The 14,885-nt window shown below is 61.1% G+C and carries 11 protein-coding genes; 6 read left to right on the forward strand and 5 right to left on the reverse strand.

The genetic code is table 11. From position 1 onward, the window contains the following. The first annotated feature begins 223 nt into the window (after positions 1–223). The 4 genes from HJB84_RS03145 to HJB84_RS03160 all read left to right on the forward strand — a co-directional run bounded on the left by HJB84_RS03145 (position 224) and on the right by HJB84_RS03160 (position 5,575). On the forward strand, positions 224–1,612 hold the full coding sequence (locus HJB84_RS03145; protein WP_207583707.1) for a multicopper oxidase family protein: 1,389 nt from the start codon (positions 224–226) through the stop codon (positions 1,610–1,612). Between the two features lie 159 nt (positions 1,613–1,771). Next, positions 1,772–2,917 (forward strand): ribonuclease D, encoded by a 1,146-nt coding sequence (gene rnd, locus HJB84_RS03150; protein WP_221115254.1) that lies wholly within the window; start codon positions 1,772–1,774, stop codon positions 2,915–2,917. A gap of 132 nt (positions 2,918–3,049) precedes the next feature. Continuing rightward, positions 3,050–4,111 (forward strand): adenylate/guanylate cyclase domain-containing protein, encoded by a 1,062-nt coding sequence (locus HJB84_RS03155; RefSeq protein ID WP_221115255.1) that lies wholly within the window; start codon positions 3,050–3,052, stop codon positions 4,109–4,111. A 105-nt stretch (positions 4,112–4,216) separates the two neighbouring features. Beyond that, entirely contained in the window at positions 4,217–5,575 is a 1,359-nt protein-coding gene (locus tag HJB84_RS03160) for an esterase-like activity of phytase family protein (protein WP_221115256.1), read from the forward strand. 298 nt (positions 5,576–5,873) lie between these two features. Here HJB84_RS03160 and ppx read toward each other — a convergent pair whose 3' ends face one another. The 4 genes from ppx to HJB84_RS03180 all read right to left on the reverse strand — a co-directional run bounded on the left by ppx (position 5,874) and on the right by HJB84_RS03180 (position 11,507). Next, positions 5,874–7,394: an exopolyphosphatase gene (ppx, locus tag HJB84_RS03165; protein WP_221115257.1), complete on the reverse strand. Its 1,521-nt coding sequence runs from the start codon at positions 7,392–7,394 to the stop codon at positions 5,874–5,876. Positions 7,395–7,405: 11 nt separating this feature from the next. Beyond that, positions 7,406–9,610 carry an RNA degradosome polyphosphate kinase gene (locus HJB84_RS03170; protein ID WP_221115258.1) on the reverse strand — a complete coding sequence of 735 codons (2,205 nt, stop codon included), beginning with the start codon at positions 9,608–9,610 and terminating at the stop codon, positions 7,406–7,408. A gap of 66 nt (positions 9,611–9,676) precedes the next feature. Then, positions 9,677–10,390 carry a DnaA regulatory inactivator HdaA gene (gene hdaA, locus HJB84_RS03175; protein ID WP_221115259.1) on the reverse strand — a complete coding sequence of 238 codons (714 nt, stop codon included), beginning with the start codon at positions 10,388–10,390 and terminating at the stop codon, positions 9,677–9,679. Continuing rightward, a complete protein-coding gene (locus HJB84_RS03180) occupies positions 10,383–11,507 on the reverse strand; it encodes an AI-2E family transporter (RefSeq protein ID WP_221115260.1) in 1,125 nt (374 codons plus the stop codon). The genes hdaA and HJB84_RS03180 overlap by 8 nt, the downstream gene beginning before the upstream one ends. 246 nt (positions 11,508–11,753) lie before the next feature. Here HJB84_RS03180 and purM point away from each other — a divergent pair, with 246 nt between their 5' ends. After that, positions 11,754–12,827 (forward strand): phosphoribosylformylglycinamidine cyclo-ligase, encoded by a 1,074-nt coding sequence (gene purM, locus HJB84_RS03185; protein WP_221115261.1) that lies wholly within the window; start codon positions 11,754–11,756, stop codon positions 12,825–12,827. Further along, complete coding sequence (gene purN / locus HJB84_RS03190; protein WP_207583698.1) at positions 12,824–13,495, forward strand: phosphoribosylglycinamide formyltransferase; 672 nt, start codon at positions 12,824–12,826, stop codon at positions 13,493–13,495. The genes purM and purN overlap by 4 nt, the downstream gene beginning before the upstream one ends. A gap of 134 nt (positions 13,496–13,629) precedes the next feature. Here purN and HJB84_RS03195 read toward each other — a convergent pair whose 3' ends face one another. Beyond that, positions 13,630–14,724, reverse strand: coding sequence for an acyltransferase (locus tag HJB84_RS03195; protein WP_221115262.1), 1,095 nt, complete (start codon positions 14,722–14,724; stop codon positions 13,630–13,632). Positions 14,725–14,885: the final 161 nt, after the last annotated feature.

Genomic DNA, 14,885 nt, shown 5'->3' on the forward strand with positions numbered 1-14,885 from the left:
GCAAGGGCTCCAAGAACCCTCAAGCGCCGACAAGAAAATCGGGCGGAAAAGCGCATGGACGCTCCGATTTGTCAAGGCTTGGCGCGTGCCACCCGCGCGTTTGGCACCCGTTTGTGGCGGGGGCGCGCCCCATATGCCGCGGCAGATTGGCCGCACTTCCCGTATTGATGAAGGAGCGGGTCAACTTTAAAAGGATTTGGCATTATCACTGTGGAGCCTCCGCATGCCTCTCCTGACCCGCCGCAACCTTCTCAAGGCATCCGCTGTCGCGGGCGCCTATGGCGTCGGTATCGGCATTGCCGGTAAATTCGGGCTTGCCGAGGCAGCCCCCGAGCCGCAGCTGCTGACGGCGGTAAAGACCGAGGCCATGCTGACCGAGGCGGGACCGACCCGGGACATTATGAGCTGGGGCCAGGACGGCATGCCGCCGGTTCTCCGGATGAAAAAGGGGCGACCCTATGCGGCGCGGCTGAAAAACGAACTCGACGAGCCGACGACGATCCACTGGCATGGGCTTCGCATCGACAACCGCATGGACGGCGTGCCGTTCATGACGCAGCCCTACATCTATACCGGCGACAGCTTCGACTATGCCTTCTCGCCGCCCGATGCCGGCACGTTTTGGTACCATCCGCATTGCAACACGCTGACGCAGATGGGCCATGGCATGACCGGCGTCATCGTCGTCGAAGATCCGGCTGATCCAGCATTCGATGCGGAAATAGTGCTGAACCTGCGTGACTGGCGGCTCGGCGGCGACGGGCAGTTCATCGCCGCTTTCAAGCCGCGCGACGCTGCCAAATCGGGGACCTACGGCACCGTGCGCACCGCCAACTGGCAGCAGGAGCCGCAATATGACGCGCCCGCGGGCGGGCTGGTGCGGCTGCGCATCGCCGTCACCGACGTGACGCGGATCTTTTCACTGAAGATGGAAGGGGCGGTTGCGAGCGTAATTGCGATCGACGGCAATCCGGTACCGAAGCGTTTTCCGCTCGATCTCCTGCAGATCGGCCCAGGTCAGCGGCTCGATCTTGCCGTGCGCATACCGGACAGCGAAGGCGCTGTCGCGACGCTCGAAGATATACGCGGCACCACGCCGAAGACGATCGCCAGCCTGCGCGCAGTCGGATCATCGTTGAAGCGCGATATCGGCGATCTCGGGCCGCTTGCCGAAAATCCGGTGGCGAAGGCGGATCTTTCCGCCGCCGAGCAGATCCCGCTGGTGCTGAGCGCCACGGCCGAGAACACCGCCGTCGAGAGCATCTGCGGCACGCTCGGCTACAGTTTCTGGGCAATCAACAAGGTGCCGTGGCCGGGCGACACGCCCGATCCGACAGCACCGCTGGCGGAACTGAAGCTCGGCAAGAGCTATGTCTTCAACCTAGAGAATACCACGCCGCACGCACATCCGATCCATCTGCACGGGATGAGCTTCACGGTGATCTCCTCGACCAGGCAGGTGATGCCGCTCGTCTCCGATACCTATCTCATCCAGCCTGACGAGAAGGTGCAGCTCGCCTTCGTCGCCGACAATCCGGGCGACTGGCTGCTGCATTGCCATATCATCGAGCATCAGAAAACCGGGATGACCAGCTATCTCAGGGTGAGTTGAGGCAGCGTGCGCTCGTTGCGACGGCGGCGGTCTTGGCCTTGCCTCAGTTTCGACGTGATTCTTGCCCAGCAATGCTCGAAGCGTATGCTGTTGTATTGACATATCGAAGCGAAAGGAGAAGGAAGGTTCAACCGACCTTTTCCTTGCGAATGAAATGATATGATCGAAACCACCGCCGATTTGGCGGCCGCCTGCAAAGAGCTGGCCAAGTCCGACTTCATCACCATCGACACCGAATTCCTGCGCGAGACGACCTTCTGGCCGGAGCTTTGCCTGATCCAGATGGCAAGCCCGACAACCGAAGTTCTCGTCGATCCGCTGGCCAAGGGCATCGACCTCACCCCCTTCTTCGAGCTGATGGCCGATCCGAAGGTGCTGAAGGTCTTTCACGCGGCGCGTCAGGATATCGAAATCATCTTCAATCGCGGCAATCTCATTCCGCATCCGATCTTCGACACGCAGGTCGCCGCCATGGTCTGCGGTTTCGGCGACAGCGTTTCCTATGACCAGCTGGTCAGCCGGATCAAGAACGTCCACATCGACAAGTCGTCGCGCTTCACCGACTGGAGCCGCCGGCCGCTTTCCGACAAACAGCTGGAATATGCGCTGGCCGACGTCACCCATCTGCGCGATGTCTACCTGTCGCTGAAGGCGGAACTCGATCGCGAAGGCCGCACCTCCTGGCTCTCCGAGGAGATGGACATTCTCGAGGCGCGCGAAACCTACGACATGCATCCCGACGATGCCTGGCAGCGGCTGAAGATGCGATTGCGCAAGCCGCAGGAACTGGCGATCCTGAAATATGTTGCCGCTTGGCGCGAACGCGAGGCGCGGGCGCGCAATGTGCCGCGTTCGCGGGTGCTGAAGGATGATGCGATCTACGAGATCGCCCAGCAGCAGCCCAAGGATACCGAGGCGCTTGGCCGGTTGCGTACCATTCCGAAAGGCTGGGAGCGCTCGACCTCCGGCGCCGCCGTCATCGAGGCCGTCAACACAGCACTCGCTCTTCCGAAGGCCGATATGCCACATGTGCCGCGCCAGGCGCAGGCGCCCGAAGGGGCCGCTGCTGCCGTCGAACTGCTGAAAGTGCTGTTGAAACTGATTTCGGAAAAGCACGGGGTGGCGCCGAAGGTGATCGCCAACAGCGAGGATCTCGACAGGATCGCCGCCGAAGGCGAGAAGGCCGAAGTCTCTGCCCTGCACGGCTGGCGGCGCAATCTTTTCGGCGAGCCGGCGCTGCAACTAATCCAGGGTGAGATCGCTCTGCGCTTCGTCGACCGGAAGGTCGAGACCATCAGCCTCTAGCGTGATTTCAAAGTGTTACAGCTCCGCACGTCTGTCTGACGCGCGGCGCTGTAAGACCGCATCGAATTCGCTTGACGCTTTTTTCCCAGCTGAAACAATGGCTGGAAGAACCATTATTTGGCGAAGGACGGCATGCGGGAAATATCTCCGACGCAGAACTGGATCCTGATCACGATCGTTCTGGCCGCCAGCGGCGTCGTCTATGATCTGATGTTCTACTCCAATCAGACGCCCGTTGTCGGCGCAATCTTCGCGCTGTTCATCGGCATGCCGATCGTCGCCTTCGAGCGCAAGGCGCTGTTCCGCGGGATGTACAGACGTATCCAGAGGCTGCCGACCTTCGCCTTCATCATCAGCGAACTGGTGATCTACGAAATCCTGATGAGCCTCGGCTTTGCCTGCGCCGCACTGCTGCTCTCGGCAGTCGGCATCGTGAAGCCGACGTCGTTCCTCGATCTCGTCATCATGCCCTACGAGGTCTTCCTCTATGCGCTTGCCGTCTGCTCGGCGCTGATCTTCATCCTGCGCGTGCGGGAACTGCTCGGCCGCGAGGTATTCCTCAGCATGCTGGTCAGCCGCTATCGCAATCCGGTCAGGGAAGAGCGTGTATTCCTCTTCATCGATCTGGTCGATTCGACTGCTTTTGCCGAAAAGCATGGCGACCTCCGCGCGCAGCAGCTGCTGAGCTCGCTGTTTGCGACCTTCGCCGAGCCGGTCAGGCGCCACAAGGGCATGATCAACGACTATGTCGGCGATGCGGCGATCATCACCTGGCCGCTTGCCCGCGGCGTCAAGAATGCGCGTTGCGTGCGCTGTATGTTCGACATCCTCGCCGATATCGAAGCCAATGCCGCCGGCTGGCGGAAAAGCTATGGACATGTACCGAAGCTGCGGGCCGCTCTTCACGGCGGCGAGATCATCACCGCCGAAATCGGCGTCGACCATCACAAGATCAGCTATTTCGGCGATACGGTGAACACCACCGCCCGGCTGGAGACGCTCTGCCGCACTCTGAACCGGCCGGTGCTGATCTCCACTGAGCTTGCCCGACGCATGAACTTTCCCGACGACATCGCTTGCGAGGATCTCGGCACCCATGCCGTCAAGGGACGCGGCCAGGCGCTCGGCGTCATGGCGCTTTCTTCGCGTGCGGTCACCGTGCTGAATAAGCCGGCGGTCATTCTGCACGGCTGAGCGACCGTTCTGCTGCGCGTCACCAAAGCTTCACCCAACCGTCAATTCGCTGACACGGAAGCCCTGCTAAGCGGAAGCCATTCGCATCCGTTCCATGGGGATATTATGAAGACCATTCTTTTTGCTTCCGTATCGCTTTTCATTCTGGTCGCGGGCTCCGCTTACGCCGACCAACAGCAGTTCCCGGCCAAGCTCGCCGGCCAGGCGATCCTTCCTGCCAACACCATGGTTCCAGCTCCGGCCGATGCTCCTGAGTTCCTCAAGCATTCCGGCAAGTTCACGACGGCGGACCGCAAGCGCACCGAGGCGCTCGGCACGGTGCCCGGCAAGGATGGCGCACGCGTCACCGACTTGAAGCTTCCCTTCGACGGTCAAGCGATCCAAGGCTTCTCGGGCATCAAGACGATGGCCGACGGCACCTTCTGGACGCTCACGGACAACGGCTTCGGCTCGAAGGCCAATTCCTCCGACTCCATGCTCTTCCTGCACCAGATGAAATTCGACTGGGCGACCAACAAGGCTGACGTCGTCAAGAACCTCTTCCTCTCCGATCCCAACAAGATCGCCCCCTTCCCGATCGTGCTCGAAGGCACCGACACGCGTTATCTCACCGGCGCCGACTTCGACATCGAATCGATCCAGCCGGTTGCCGACGGTTTCTGGCTCGGCGACGAATTCGGTCCTTATATCCTGAAGTTCGACACGGCAGGCCGCCTCACCGACGTCATCGCGACGACGCTCGACGGCAAGCCGGTGCTTTCGCCCGACAATCCGCTGATCCAGCTTCCGGGCAACCCGACCGCGAAGATGCCGGTCTTCAACCTGAAGCGCTCCGGCGGTTTCGAGGGCCTCGCCATGTCTAGGGATGGCTCCAAGCTCTACGGCCTGCTCGAAGGCGCCATCTACAAGGATGACGGCCAGATGGAAACGGCCGATGGCCACACCGCCGTCCGCGTGATCGAGTTCGACGTCGCCGCCAAGAAGTGGACCGGCCGCAACTGGCTCTATCCGTTCGAAGACAAGGGCGTGTCGATCGGCGACTTCAACATGCTCGACGACAGCACCGCTCTCGTCATCGAGCGCGACAGCGGCGCCGGCACCAAGGACGAGGCCTGCGCCGACCCGAAGCAGCCAAAGCCGGATTGCTTCGAAGCCCCGGCCGAGCTGAAGCGTGTCTACAAGATCGAGTTCAACGACGCCAATGTTGGCAAGGCCGTCCGCAAGATCGGCTATATCGACCTCCTGAATATTCAGGACCCCGACAACAAGAAGAAGGCCGGCAGCAAGGATGGCGTCTACGACATGCCGTTCGTGACGATCGAAAACGTCGACCGCGTCGACGCCACCCACATCATCATCGGCAACGACAACAACCTGCCCTTCTCAGCCGGCCGCGCCGTCGACAAGGCCGATAATAATGAGTTCAGCCTGCTTGAGGTTGGTGAGTTTTTGAACGCGAAGTAATTTGGGTTTGATGGGAGATGGAGGGGCGGTGCGTGAGCGCCGCCCTTTTGTTTGGTAAGTGATGCATCTGATGGTGTGCAGCGCCGCCCCCTCTGCCCTGCCGGGCATCTCCCCCACAGGCTTTACAACAGGTGGGGAGATTACAAGTGGCCCACGCTTCCTGCTCATCTACAGTTTCGTCGCGCTGCAACGGCAATTGTTTTGGGAACCCAGTGCGCCCAGCCGATCTCCCCGCCAGTGGGGAGATGGCCGACAGGCCAGAGGGGGCGGCCACGGCACAACGACCGTTGCACTGCCCCTACTCGAACAGAAACGCCAGCCGTTTGTTCGTCAGCTTCGACAACTGCTGCAGGCGACCGTCCAGGCGTTCGCCGGCGAAATCGCGATATTCCGGGGGTACTACGAATTCGAGGTCGATGTCCGAGCTCGACGACTTGCGGAAGGTCAGGTTCTTGACGATTCCGGGCATCGAGGCCGAGAAGAGGTAGACGACGCGCAGCATGCCGCCGAGCAGCTTGGCGCGCTCGATGAACTGGGGTGTGGCGATCTGCGCCAACGGGCCTGTTGCGCCGTCGTCGTGTAGCCCTTCGAAACGGTAATAGTTGCTGAGCGCGATGAAGGCGCGGCCGGGATGGCTGATGCCGACGAAGGAAGAGTGGGCGATGACGTTCAACGCCTGCAGGCCGCGATAGTCGGGATGGGCACGCCAGCTGATATCGGCAAGCAGACAGGCGGCCTGACGGTAGCGGCTTTCCTCTTGCGTTTCCTGGACGCCGAAGAGAGGCATCATGCGGCCGGTCCATTCCGCCAGTTCGCGGGCATGCTCCGGCGAACGCGCACGCAGGATTGCCAGTTCGCCGGCAGCGGCAAGCAGCGGATCGAGGCGACGTTCGCCCTCCGACAGCAGCGAATAGAGATATCCCTCACGCACACCCTGCGCCGAGAAGGAAATCACCGACGGCTTCATCGCGCTCAGCACTTCCTTCATGGCGACGGCGCCGAAGGGCAGCAGCGAACGGCGGTGCTTCGACACCGCCTGCAGCGCCGGCTCCTTGGAATCGCGCGCGCTGACCACCTGTTCGAGGAACAGCATCATCGCTTCGAGCGAGACCTCATAGCCCTGCATCATGTGCAGCGGATAGTTGGTGAGCTCCATGTGCAGCTTGGCGATATTTCGCCAGGTGCCGCCGACGGCGTAGAAGGTGCGCCCCTCGCCTTTCGACAGCAGCTTTGCCGTCTTCACCTGCTTGCGGGCAAAGGTCCGGGCTTTGGACAGCGAGCCGCCGGCATATTCCGACAGGCGCAGGCCGCCGAGCGGCAGCGTGATGCCCTTGCCGACTTCCTTGCCCCTGATATCGATCAGCTCCAGCGAGCCGCCGCCGAGATCGCCGGCGATGCCATCGGGATTGTAAAAGCCGCTGATGATCCCGAGCGAGGCGAATTTCGCCTCCTCCTCGCCCGAGAGCACGCGGACCTTGCGGCCAAGGATGGTTTCGGCCTGATGGATGAAATCAGGACCGTTGCTCGCCTCGCGCGCGGCGGCCGTCGCCAATACATACATGGTGGCGGCGCGCGCCTGATCGGACAGCGCCTTGAAACGGTGCAGCGCCACCAAAGCCCGACTGACGCTGTCTTCATCCATCTTGCCGCTAAGGGCAATACCCCTGCCGAGGCCGCAGAGAACCTTTTCGTTGAAGAGGACGGTTGGCGAACGGGACATGCCTTCGTAGACGACTAGACGAATGGAATTCGATCCAATATCGACGACGGAGACCGGGGCGATCCCCGGAAGGCGCCCCTGGGCTTCAGATTCAACCATTTGGTCCAGTTTTACTTGTTGTTGCGGCCTTCGAGCAGGCCGGCGATCAGCTTCGGCGCACTGGACTTCAGAGCTTCACCACGGCCCGACAGGCTCGGATTGGTCATGAAATACTGCTGCGCATTGAACGGTTCCTCGCCCCTGCGCACTTCCATGCGCCGCGACGTACCGTCGGGCAATATCTCGTAGCTTTGTTGATTGTCAATCACGTTGCCGAGCATAATCTGTGACAAGACCTGCTCGTGAACGGTCGGATTCGTCAGCGGAACCATGGTTTCAACGCGGCGATCGAGGTTTCTCGGCATCATGTCGGCCGAACCGATGTAAACCAGCGCCTTGTCGGACGGCAGGCCGTGGCCGTTGCCGAAACAGAAGATGCGGCTGTGCTCGAGGAAGCGGCCGATGATCGACTTGACGCGGATCTTTTCCGAAAGGCCGGGCACCTGCGGACGCAGGCAGCAGATGCCGCGCACGACGAGATCGATCTCGACGCCGGCATGGCTGGCGCGATAGAGCGCATCGATAATGTCGGGATCGACAAGCGAATTCATCTTCATCCAGATCGCCGCCGGGGCGCCGTTCGTGGCGTGCTGAATCTCTTCGTCGATGTGGCGCAGGATACGCGGGCGCATCGTATAGGGTGAGATGGCGAGCTGCATGCTCTGTTCCGGCTCGCCATAGCCGGTGATGAAATTAAAGATGTTCGCCATGTCGTGGGCGATGACCGGATTGCAGGTGAAATAGGACAGGTCAGTGTAGATCTTCGCGGTGATCGGGTGGTAGTTGCCGGTTCCGAGGTGGCAATAGGTCCTGAGCTTGCCTTCCTCGCGGCGGACAACCATCGACATCTTGGCGTGGGTCTTGAGTTCGATGAAGCCGAAGACGACCTGCACGCCGGCGCGCTCGAGATCGCGCGCCCAGCGGATGTTCGCCTCTTCGTCGAACCGAGCCTTGAGCTCGACCAGCGCCGTCACCGACTTGCCGGCTTCGGCGGCGTCGACCAGCGCGCGGACGATCGGGCTGTCGTTGGAGGTGCGGTACAGCGTCTGCTTTATCGCCAGGACGTCAGGATCGCGCGCAGCCTGGAGAAGAAACTGGACCACCACGTCGAAAGATTCGTAGGGGTGATGGACGACCATGTCCTTTTCGCGGATGGCAGCGAAGCAATCGCCGGCATGTTCGCGGACGCGCTCGGGAAATCGCGCATTGTAGGAAGGAAACCTGAGATCCTCGCGCGGCGCCTTGGTGATCTCGGACAGAGTGTTCAGCGCCAGAAGGCCCGGCAGAACGGCGACGCGATTGTCAGGGATATTAAGCGCCTGAACGACGAACTGGCGCAGCGAGGCCGGCATTTCCGAGTCGGTCTCGATACGGATGACCTTGCCGCGGCGGCGCCGCTTCAGCGCCGTTTCGAAGAAGCGGACAAGATCCTCGGCCTCTTCCTCGACTTCGATATCGCTGTCGCGGATGACGCGGAACGTACCGGAGCCCTGCACCTCGTAACCCGGGTAGAGCCGGTGGATGAAGATGTTGGCGACATCTTCCAGGGTGATGTAGCGGATCGTGTTTCCATCATCCGGCAAACGGACGAAGCGGTCGAGCGCCGGCGGCAGGCGCAGCAACGCCGTCATCGGGTCGCGGCCGTTCTTGCTGACGAGCTGCAGGCCGATCGAGAAGCCGAGATTTGGAATGAACGGGAACGGATGGGCCGGATCGATCGACAGCGGCGTCAGGACGGGAAAGATCGCCTGTTCGAATTCGGCGGCCAGCCACTGGCGATCGGCATCGCTCAAGGCGCCGGGGCGGACGATCAGGATGTCTTCCTTGGCGAGATACTGCTGCAGCACGGCCAGCGAGGCCTGCTGCTCCATCTGCAGATGGTCGATTTCCTGCAGGATCGAATCGAGCTGCTCGGCCGGCGTCTTGCCGTCGGGGCTGCGGATGACGATGTTCTGGCGCACCTGACCCTCGAGGCCGGCGACACGCACCATGAAGAATTCATCGAGGTTGGCGGCCGAGATCGACAGGAAGCGAACGCGCTCGAGCAGCGGATGCTCGGTATTCAACGTTTCTTCCAGGACGCGGCGGTTGAACTGCAGCCAAGAGAATTCTCGGTTGATGAAGCGCTCGGGGCTCTTAAGCAGCTCTTCCAGCGGGGGAGTGTTGTCGTTGGATTGCGGAGTAAGTTCCTGATGTTCTGCGACTGCGCTATCCATAGACCGTTTACCCCGTTCTCAATCGCCGAAGGCAATTATATCAGTTTCACGACGGAACTGTGACAGTCAATCGGCCGGCTCCGAATTTCCCAATTCATTCAATACTTCGGCGGCCAGAGACCGGGTGATTTTCGTGCCCCGCGACAGGGCCAGCCGGTCAAGCCTTTCGACGATCGTCTGGGCGGCATTCAGCGACCGCTCCATCCGGTTAACGATATAGAGCACGAGTTTGTCATCTATATAAAGCTGCCGGTCGGCAAAGAGCTTGACGATCACCTGCGACAACAACGCCTCGTCGGGTTCGCCGATTTCGACGACGGTTGCAGCTTTCAGGCGCGAGCGCAGATCGGGCAGCAAAACCGGCCAGGACATCGGCCAGAGACGGCTGGTCATCAACAGCCCGGTGCCATTTTCGCGCACGCTGTTGATGACGTGAAACAGCGCATTGTCGTCGAAGCCAAGGCGGTCGGCGTCCTCGAACAGTACGGGACCGGCGGCGGCAGCAACCGCGGCGTCTGAGCCAAGTTCGGGATGGATGTCGACTGCGCCGCTCAGTTCCCGCCAGATGCGGGCGAGATGCGATTTTCCCGAACCGACCGGGCCGGCGAGCACGACGACCGGCGATGGCCATGCCGGCCAGGCATCGACGATCGAAACGGCGGCGGCGAGACGCTCCGAGACCAGGAGGTCGTCGCGCCCGCTTGCAGCATCGTGTAAAAAGACCAGCGGTAGCTGCTCTCCGGCCTTGCGCTTCGGATCAGCGTTGTTCCCGTCATTCATTGGGAACTGATTTCGTCTTTCGGGTGCGGCCAGTGGGCGACACGCCAAAATAAAGATCGCTCTGAAGGTAACGCGAAAGCGCGAAACGAACAAGCACGCCGACGGCGGCGGCGGCCGGCACGGCGACCAGAAGACCGACGAAACCAAAGAGCGCGCCGAAGGCAAACAGCGCAAACATCAGCCAGACCGGGTGCAGGCCGACGCTGGAGCCGACGAGCTTCGGCTGCAGGATATTGCCTTCGAGGAACTGGCCGCTGAAGAAGACGGCGAGCACCAGGCCGATCCAGGGATAATCCGGCCAGAACTGCACGATCGCCACGCCGATGGCGAGAACGAGGCCGACCATCGAGCCGACATAGGGAATGAAACTGATCATGCCGGCAAAGAGCCCGATCAGCAGGCCGAAGTTCAGGCCGACGAGAGACAGGCCCGCAGCATAATAAATGCCGAGGATGAGGCAGAGCGAGCCCTGGCCGCGGATGAAGCCGGCGATCGCCTGGTCGATCTCCTTGGCGATCTGGCGGACATCGCTGATATAGTCGCGCGGGATCCACTGATCGACCTTGTCGACCATGCGGTCCCAATCGAGCAGGATATAGAAGGCGACGACGGGGGTGACGACAAGCAGCGATATGACGTCGACGATCGCCTTGCCGGAATTCCAGATCTGCGCGAAGAGCCCGGTCAAGAAGCCCATGCCTTCGGAGAGAATGCCGGAGAAATTGTCCTTGATCGTGCCGGCCTGGCTCTTGACCCAATCCGGCAGCAGCGAATTCTGCGATTGGCTGATGAACTGCTGCAGCTGGCTGATATAAGTCGGCAGACGCTCGGCGAAATCGTTGAACTGGCTGACGAGCACGGGAATGAGGATCATCAGCGCCAGCGCAAAGATAATGACGAAAGAGATGAGGATGCCGACCGTCGCCATCATGCGGCTCAGGCCCAGACGCTCCAGCCGATCGGCCACCGGATCGAGGAAATAGGCGATCGCCATGCCGGCGATGAAAGGCAGCAGGATCGAGCTGAAGACATAGAGAAAGACGATGAAGAAGACGAGCACTGCCAGCCAGAAGAATATCTGACGCTTGAGACTGTTGCCGCTGACTTGCTGTGGCATCGCTTCCCCGCTGTTCGCTCGCCGCCGACCAAAAGCCGCATCCGAACCGAAGCGGCCATTCAGCACATAGGATGCAGGCGCAAAGATGGTCAACCCTGCCGCGCCAAATCCCGAAAAGGCTCGGGGAAGACGCGGGAAATTGGGGGCTTTTGCCATGCGGCGCTTGCATAAAGGCCCCTGTCATGCAATTGCGACCGGCAGATGACGCGGCGCGTCTGCCGCCAGAAATAGCCATCGGAGACCAGCATGAGCCAGTCTGGGAAAAACGGCCTGACATACAGCGATGCGGGCGTCGACATCGATGCCGGCAACCTCCTCGTCGAGAAGATCAAGCCGGCGGTGCGCTCGACGCGCCGCCCCGGCGCCGACGGCGAGATCGGCGGCTTCGGCGGGCTGTTCGACCTCAAGGCCGCCGGCTTTACCGACCCGGTTCTGGTCGCCGCCAATGACGGCGTCGGCACAAAGCTGAAGATCGCCATCGATGCCGATTACCACGACACCGTCGGCATCGACCTCGTCGCCATGTGCGTCAACGATCTCGTCGTGCAGGGCGCCGAGCCGCTATTCTTCCTCGATTATTTCGCCACCGGCAAGCTCGACCCCGACCAGGGCGCGGCCATCGTCGGCGGCATTGCCGCCGGCTGCCGGCAGGCCGGCTGCGCGCTGATCGGCGGCGAGACCGCCGAAATGCCCGGCATGTATTCCTCCGGCGACTACGATCTCGCCGGTTTCGCCGTCGGTGCTGCCGAACGCGGCAAGCTGCTCCCCTCCGGCGATATCGCCGAGGGCGACGTGATCCTCGGGCTTGCCTCCTCCGGCGTCCATTCGAATGGCTTCTCGCTGGTGCGAAAGATCGTCGAACTGTCCGGTCTCGACTGGGATGCGCCGGCGCCGTTCGCCGACGGCAAGAAGCTCGGCGAGGCCCTGCTTGAGCCGACCCGCATCTATGTGAAGCCGCTTCTGAAGGTGATCCGCGAGACCGACGCCATCAAAGCGCTGGCGCACATCACCGGCGGCGGCTTCCCGGAAAATATTCCGCGCGTGCTGCCGAAGCATTTGGCGGCCGAGATCGATCTTGCCGCCGTCAGGGTTCCCAAGGTGTTTTCGTGGCTCGCCAAGACCGGCGGCGTCGAAGCGAATGAAATGCTGCGCACCTTCAACTGCGGCGTCGGCATGATCGCCGTCGTCGCCGCCGAGAATGTCGCGGCCGTTTCCGCCGCACTCGAAGCCGAGGGCGAGACCGTCGTCACGCTTGGGCGCATGATCGCCCGCGATGAGGGTTCTGCCGGCACGGTCTATAAGGGCACGCTTGCCATATGAGTTCGCCGCGCAAACGCGCCGTCGTCTTCATATCCGGCGGCGGCTCGAACATGATGGCGCTGATTGCGGCGGCGAAGGCCGCCGACTACCCCGCAGAAATCGTCGGCGTGATCTCCGACAAGGCCGATGCCGGCGGGCTCGCCAAGGCGGCAGCCGAGGGTATCGCCACCTTCGCCTTTCCCCGCAAGGATTATGCCAGCAAGGAAGCGCACGAGGCGGCGATCTTTGCCGCGCTCGACACGCTGTCCCCCGACATTCTCTGCTTGGCAGGCTACATGCGGCTGCTGACGCCTACCTTCATCCAGCGTTATGAAGGCCGGATGCTCAACATCCACCCTTCCCTGCTGCCGCTGTTTCCGGGCCTGCATACACATCAGCGGGCGATCGACGCCGGCATGCGGATCGCCGGCTGCACGGTGCATTTCGTCACCGAAGGCATGGACGAAGGGCCGGTGATCGGCCAGGCCGCCGTCCCGATTCTCACAGGCGACACGGCCGAAAGCCTTGCCGCGCGCGTGCTCACCATCGAACACCAGATCTATCCGCAAGGGCTGCGGCTCTTTGCCGAAGGCCGCGTGACGATGGAAGGCGGCAAGGCCGTCGGCGCCGAAGCTTCGGCCGCTGCGCCCCAGGCCCAACTGATTTCGCTGATCGGCGACCGCGCTTAGGGCAACAACGACCGTTCCAGAGGCAATGACGGCGCCGAAGGATGTGTCGCGGCGGCGAGACCTGCCGCTACACTGCCAAGCAGGACGACGATGCTGAGGGCGACCGCCGTCAACTTCCTATTCAAAGGCGTCACTTATATCTCTGTCGAAAATTTCCGACCGATGTAGGCGCGAATCGGTTCATCGAAACGGGTGGATAGAAAATGTGCCGCCCCAACGGCAGCTAAGAGGGTGCCGCTTACCGCAATCGGCAATGGCACACTTCCGTCGCCAAGGTTTTGGAACTCAGCGCCGAGTCGAATGATGGGCTGATGAACAATATAGAGCGGATAGGACAACCGTCCCAGATATGCCGCTAACGGCCGCTCCTTGTTCAGCGGAACTGCAACCGCTAGCACGACCACGATCGGAATTATGATAGCGATACAGAAGAAATCGTACATGTTTTTGGAGACAGCAAAGGGGAAAAATAAAACCCCTATCAGGATGAAAAGCGGGATCTGAGGTGGAACCGTTCCGACAAGACGACTGATTTTCCAGCGAAAAATCAGAACACCACCAAGGAACGAAAAGCCGACCCTGACAAATCCTTCAAGGAACGCTTGCCAGCTGGCAAAGCCGACCGGACCAATAGAACCTTCGATGGTGACGACCAGGAAAAGCGCTGCTGCCAATAATATGAGCGCCGCTGCCTCATGCTGGAAACGAATTCTCCGGCGAGCGGCTGATCCGTACACCCCGCTGGCGAACATCTCAAAACAGAGCGACCAAAGTGGGTTGTTGATCGCGAACGCCTCTTGCCCCGCCAGAAGCCCTAACGGCAATAGGAGTAGTGCACCTAGAGCCAGAATCGGGACGTCGGCGAGTGGGATACTCGGTGTTGAAGTAAATAGCGACGCGACAACGCCCAAGCCGACACCAGCCACGATCAAGGGGTAAAGGCGCAATAGACGCTTCAGGAAGAATGCACTGCTCCGCAGAACGCCCGACTTTAATTTTTGATCGTACCTATGAGCGAGAACGAAGCCGCTAAGGCAAAAAAAGAAATCCACGGCCAGAGAGGCGTGGGAATTAAGGCCGAATCCGAAAGCCTGGCTGGCATGCAAGAGAACCACGGATAGCGCAGCTACCCCCCGAAGTTCATCCAGAAAGAAAAAGTAGTTCTTCAATTTGCGAGCCTTGCTAGCGAGACTCGCATCACCAAACCGTATGGTACGCTGAGCCACCATCGTGCAGTCCGACCGGGACTTGGCAATGGCTCACCCAAACCTTGGCTCATCATATCGAGATCCCCATCAGCTGGCGCTGGGATAGTGATGCCGTGTGACAAGTCAGAATCGTCGACGGCGTCGACTCTCTCGATCGAGGCATTCGGACTCAACGTTTGCCG

Origin of the sequence: Rhizobium sp. NZLR1b, from assembly GCF_019685155.1 — a bacterium.
Taxonomy (GTDB): Bacteria; Pseudomonadota; Alphaproteobacteria; order Rhizobiales; family Rhizobiaceae; genus Rhizobium.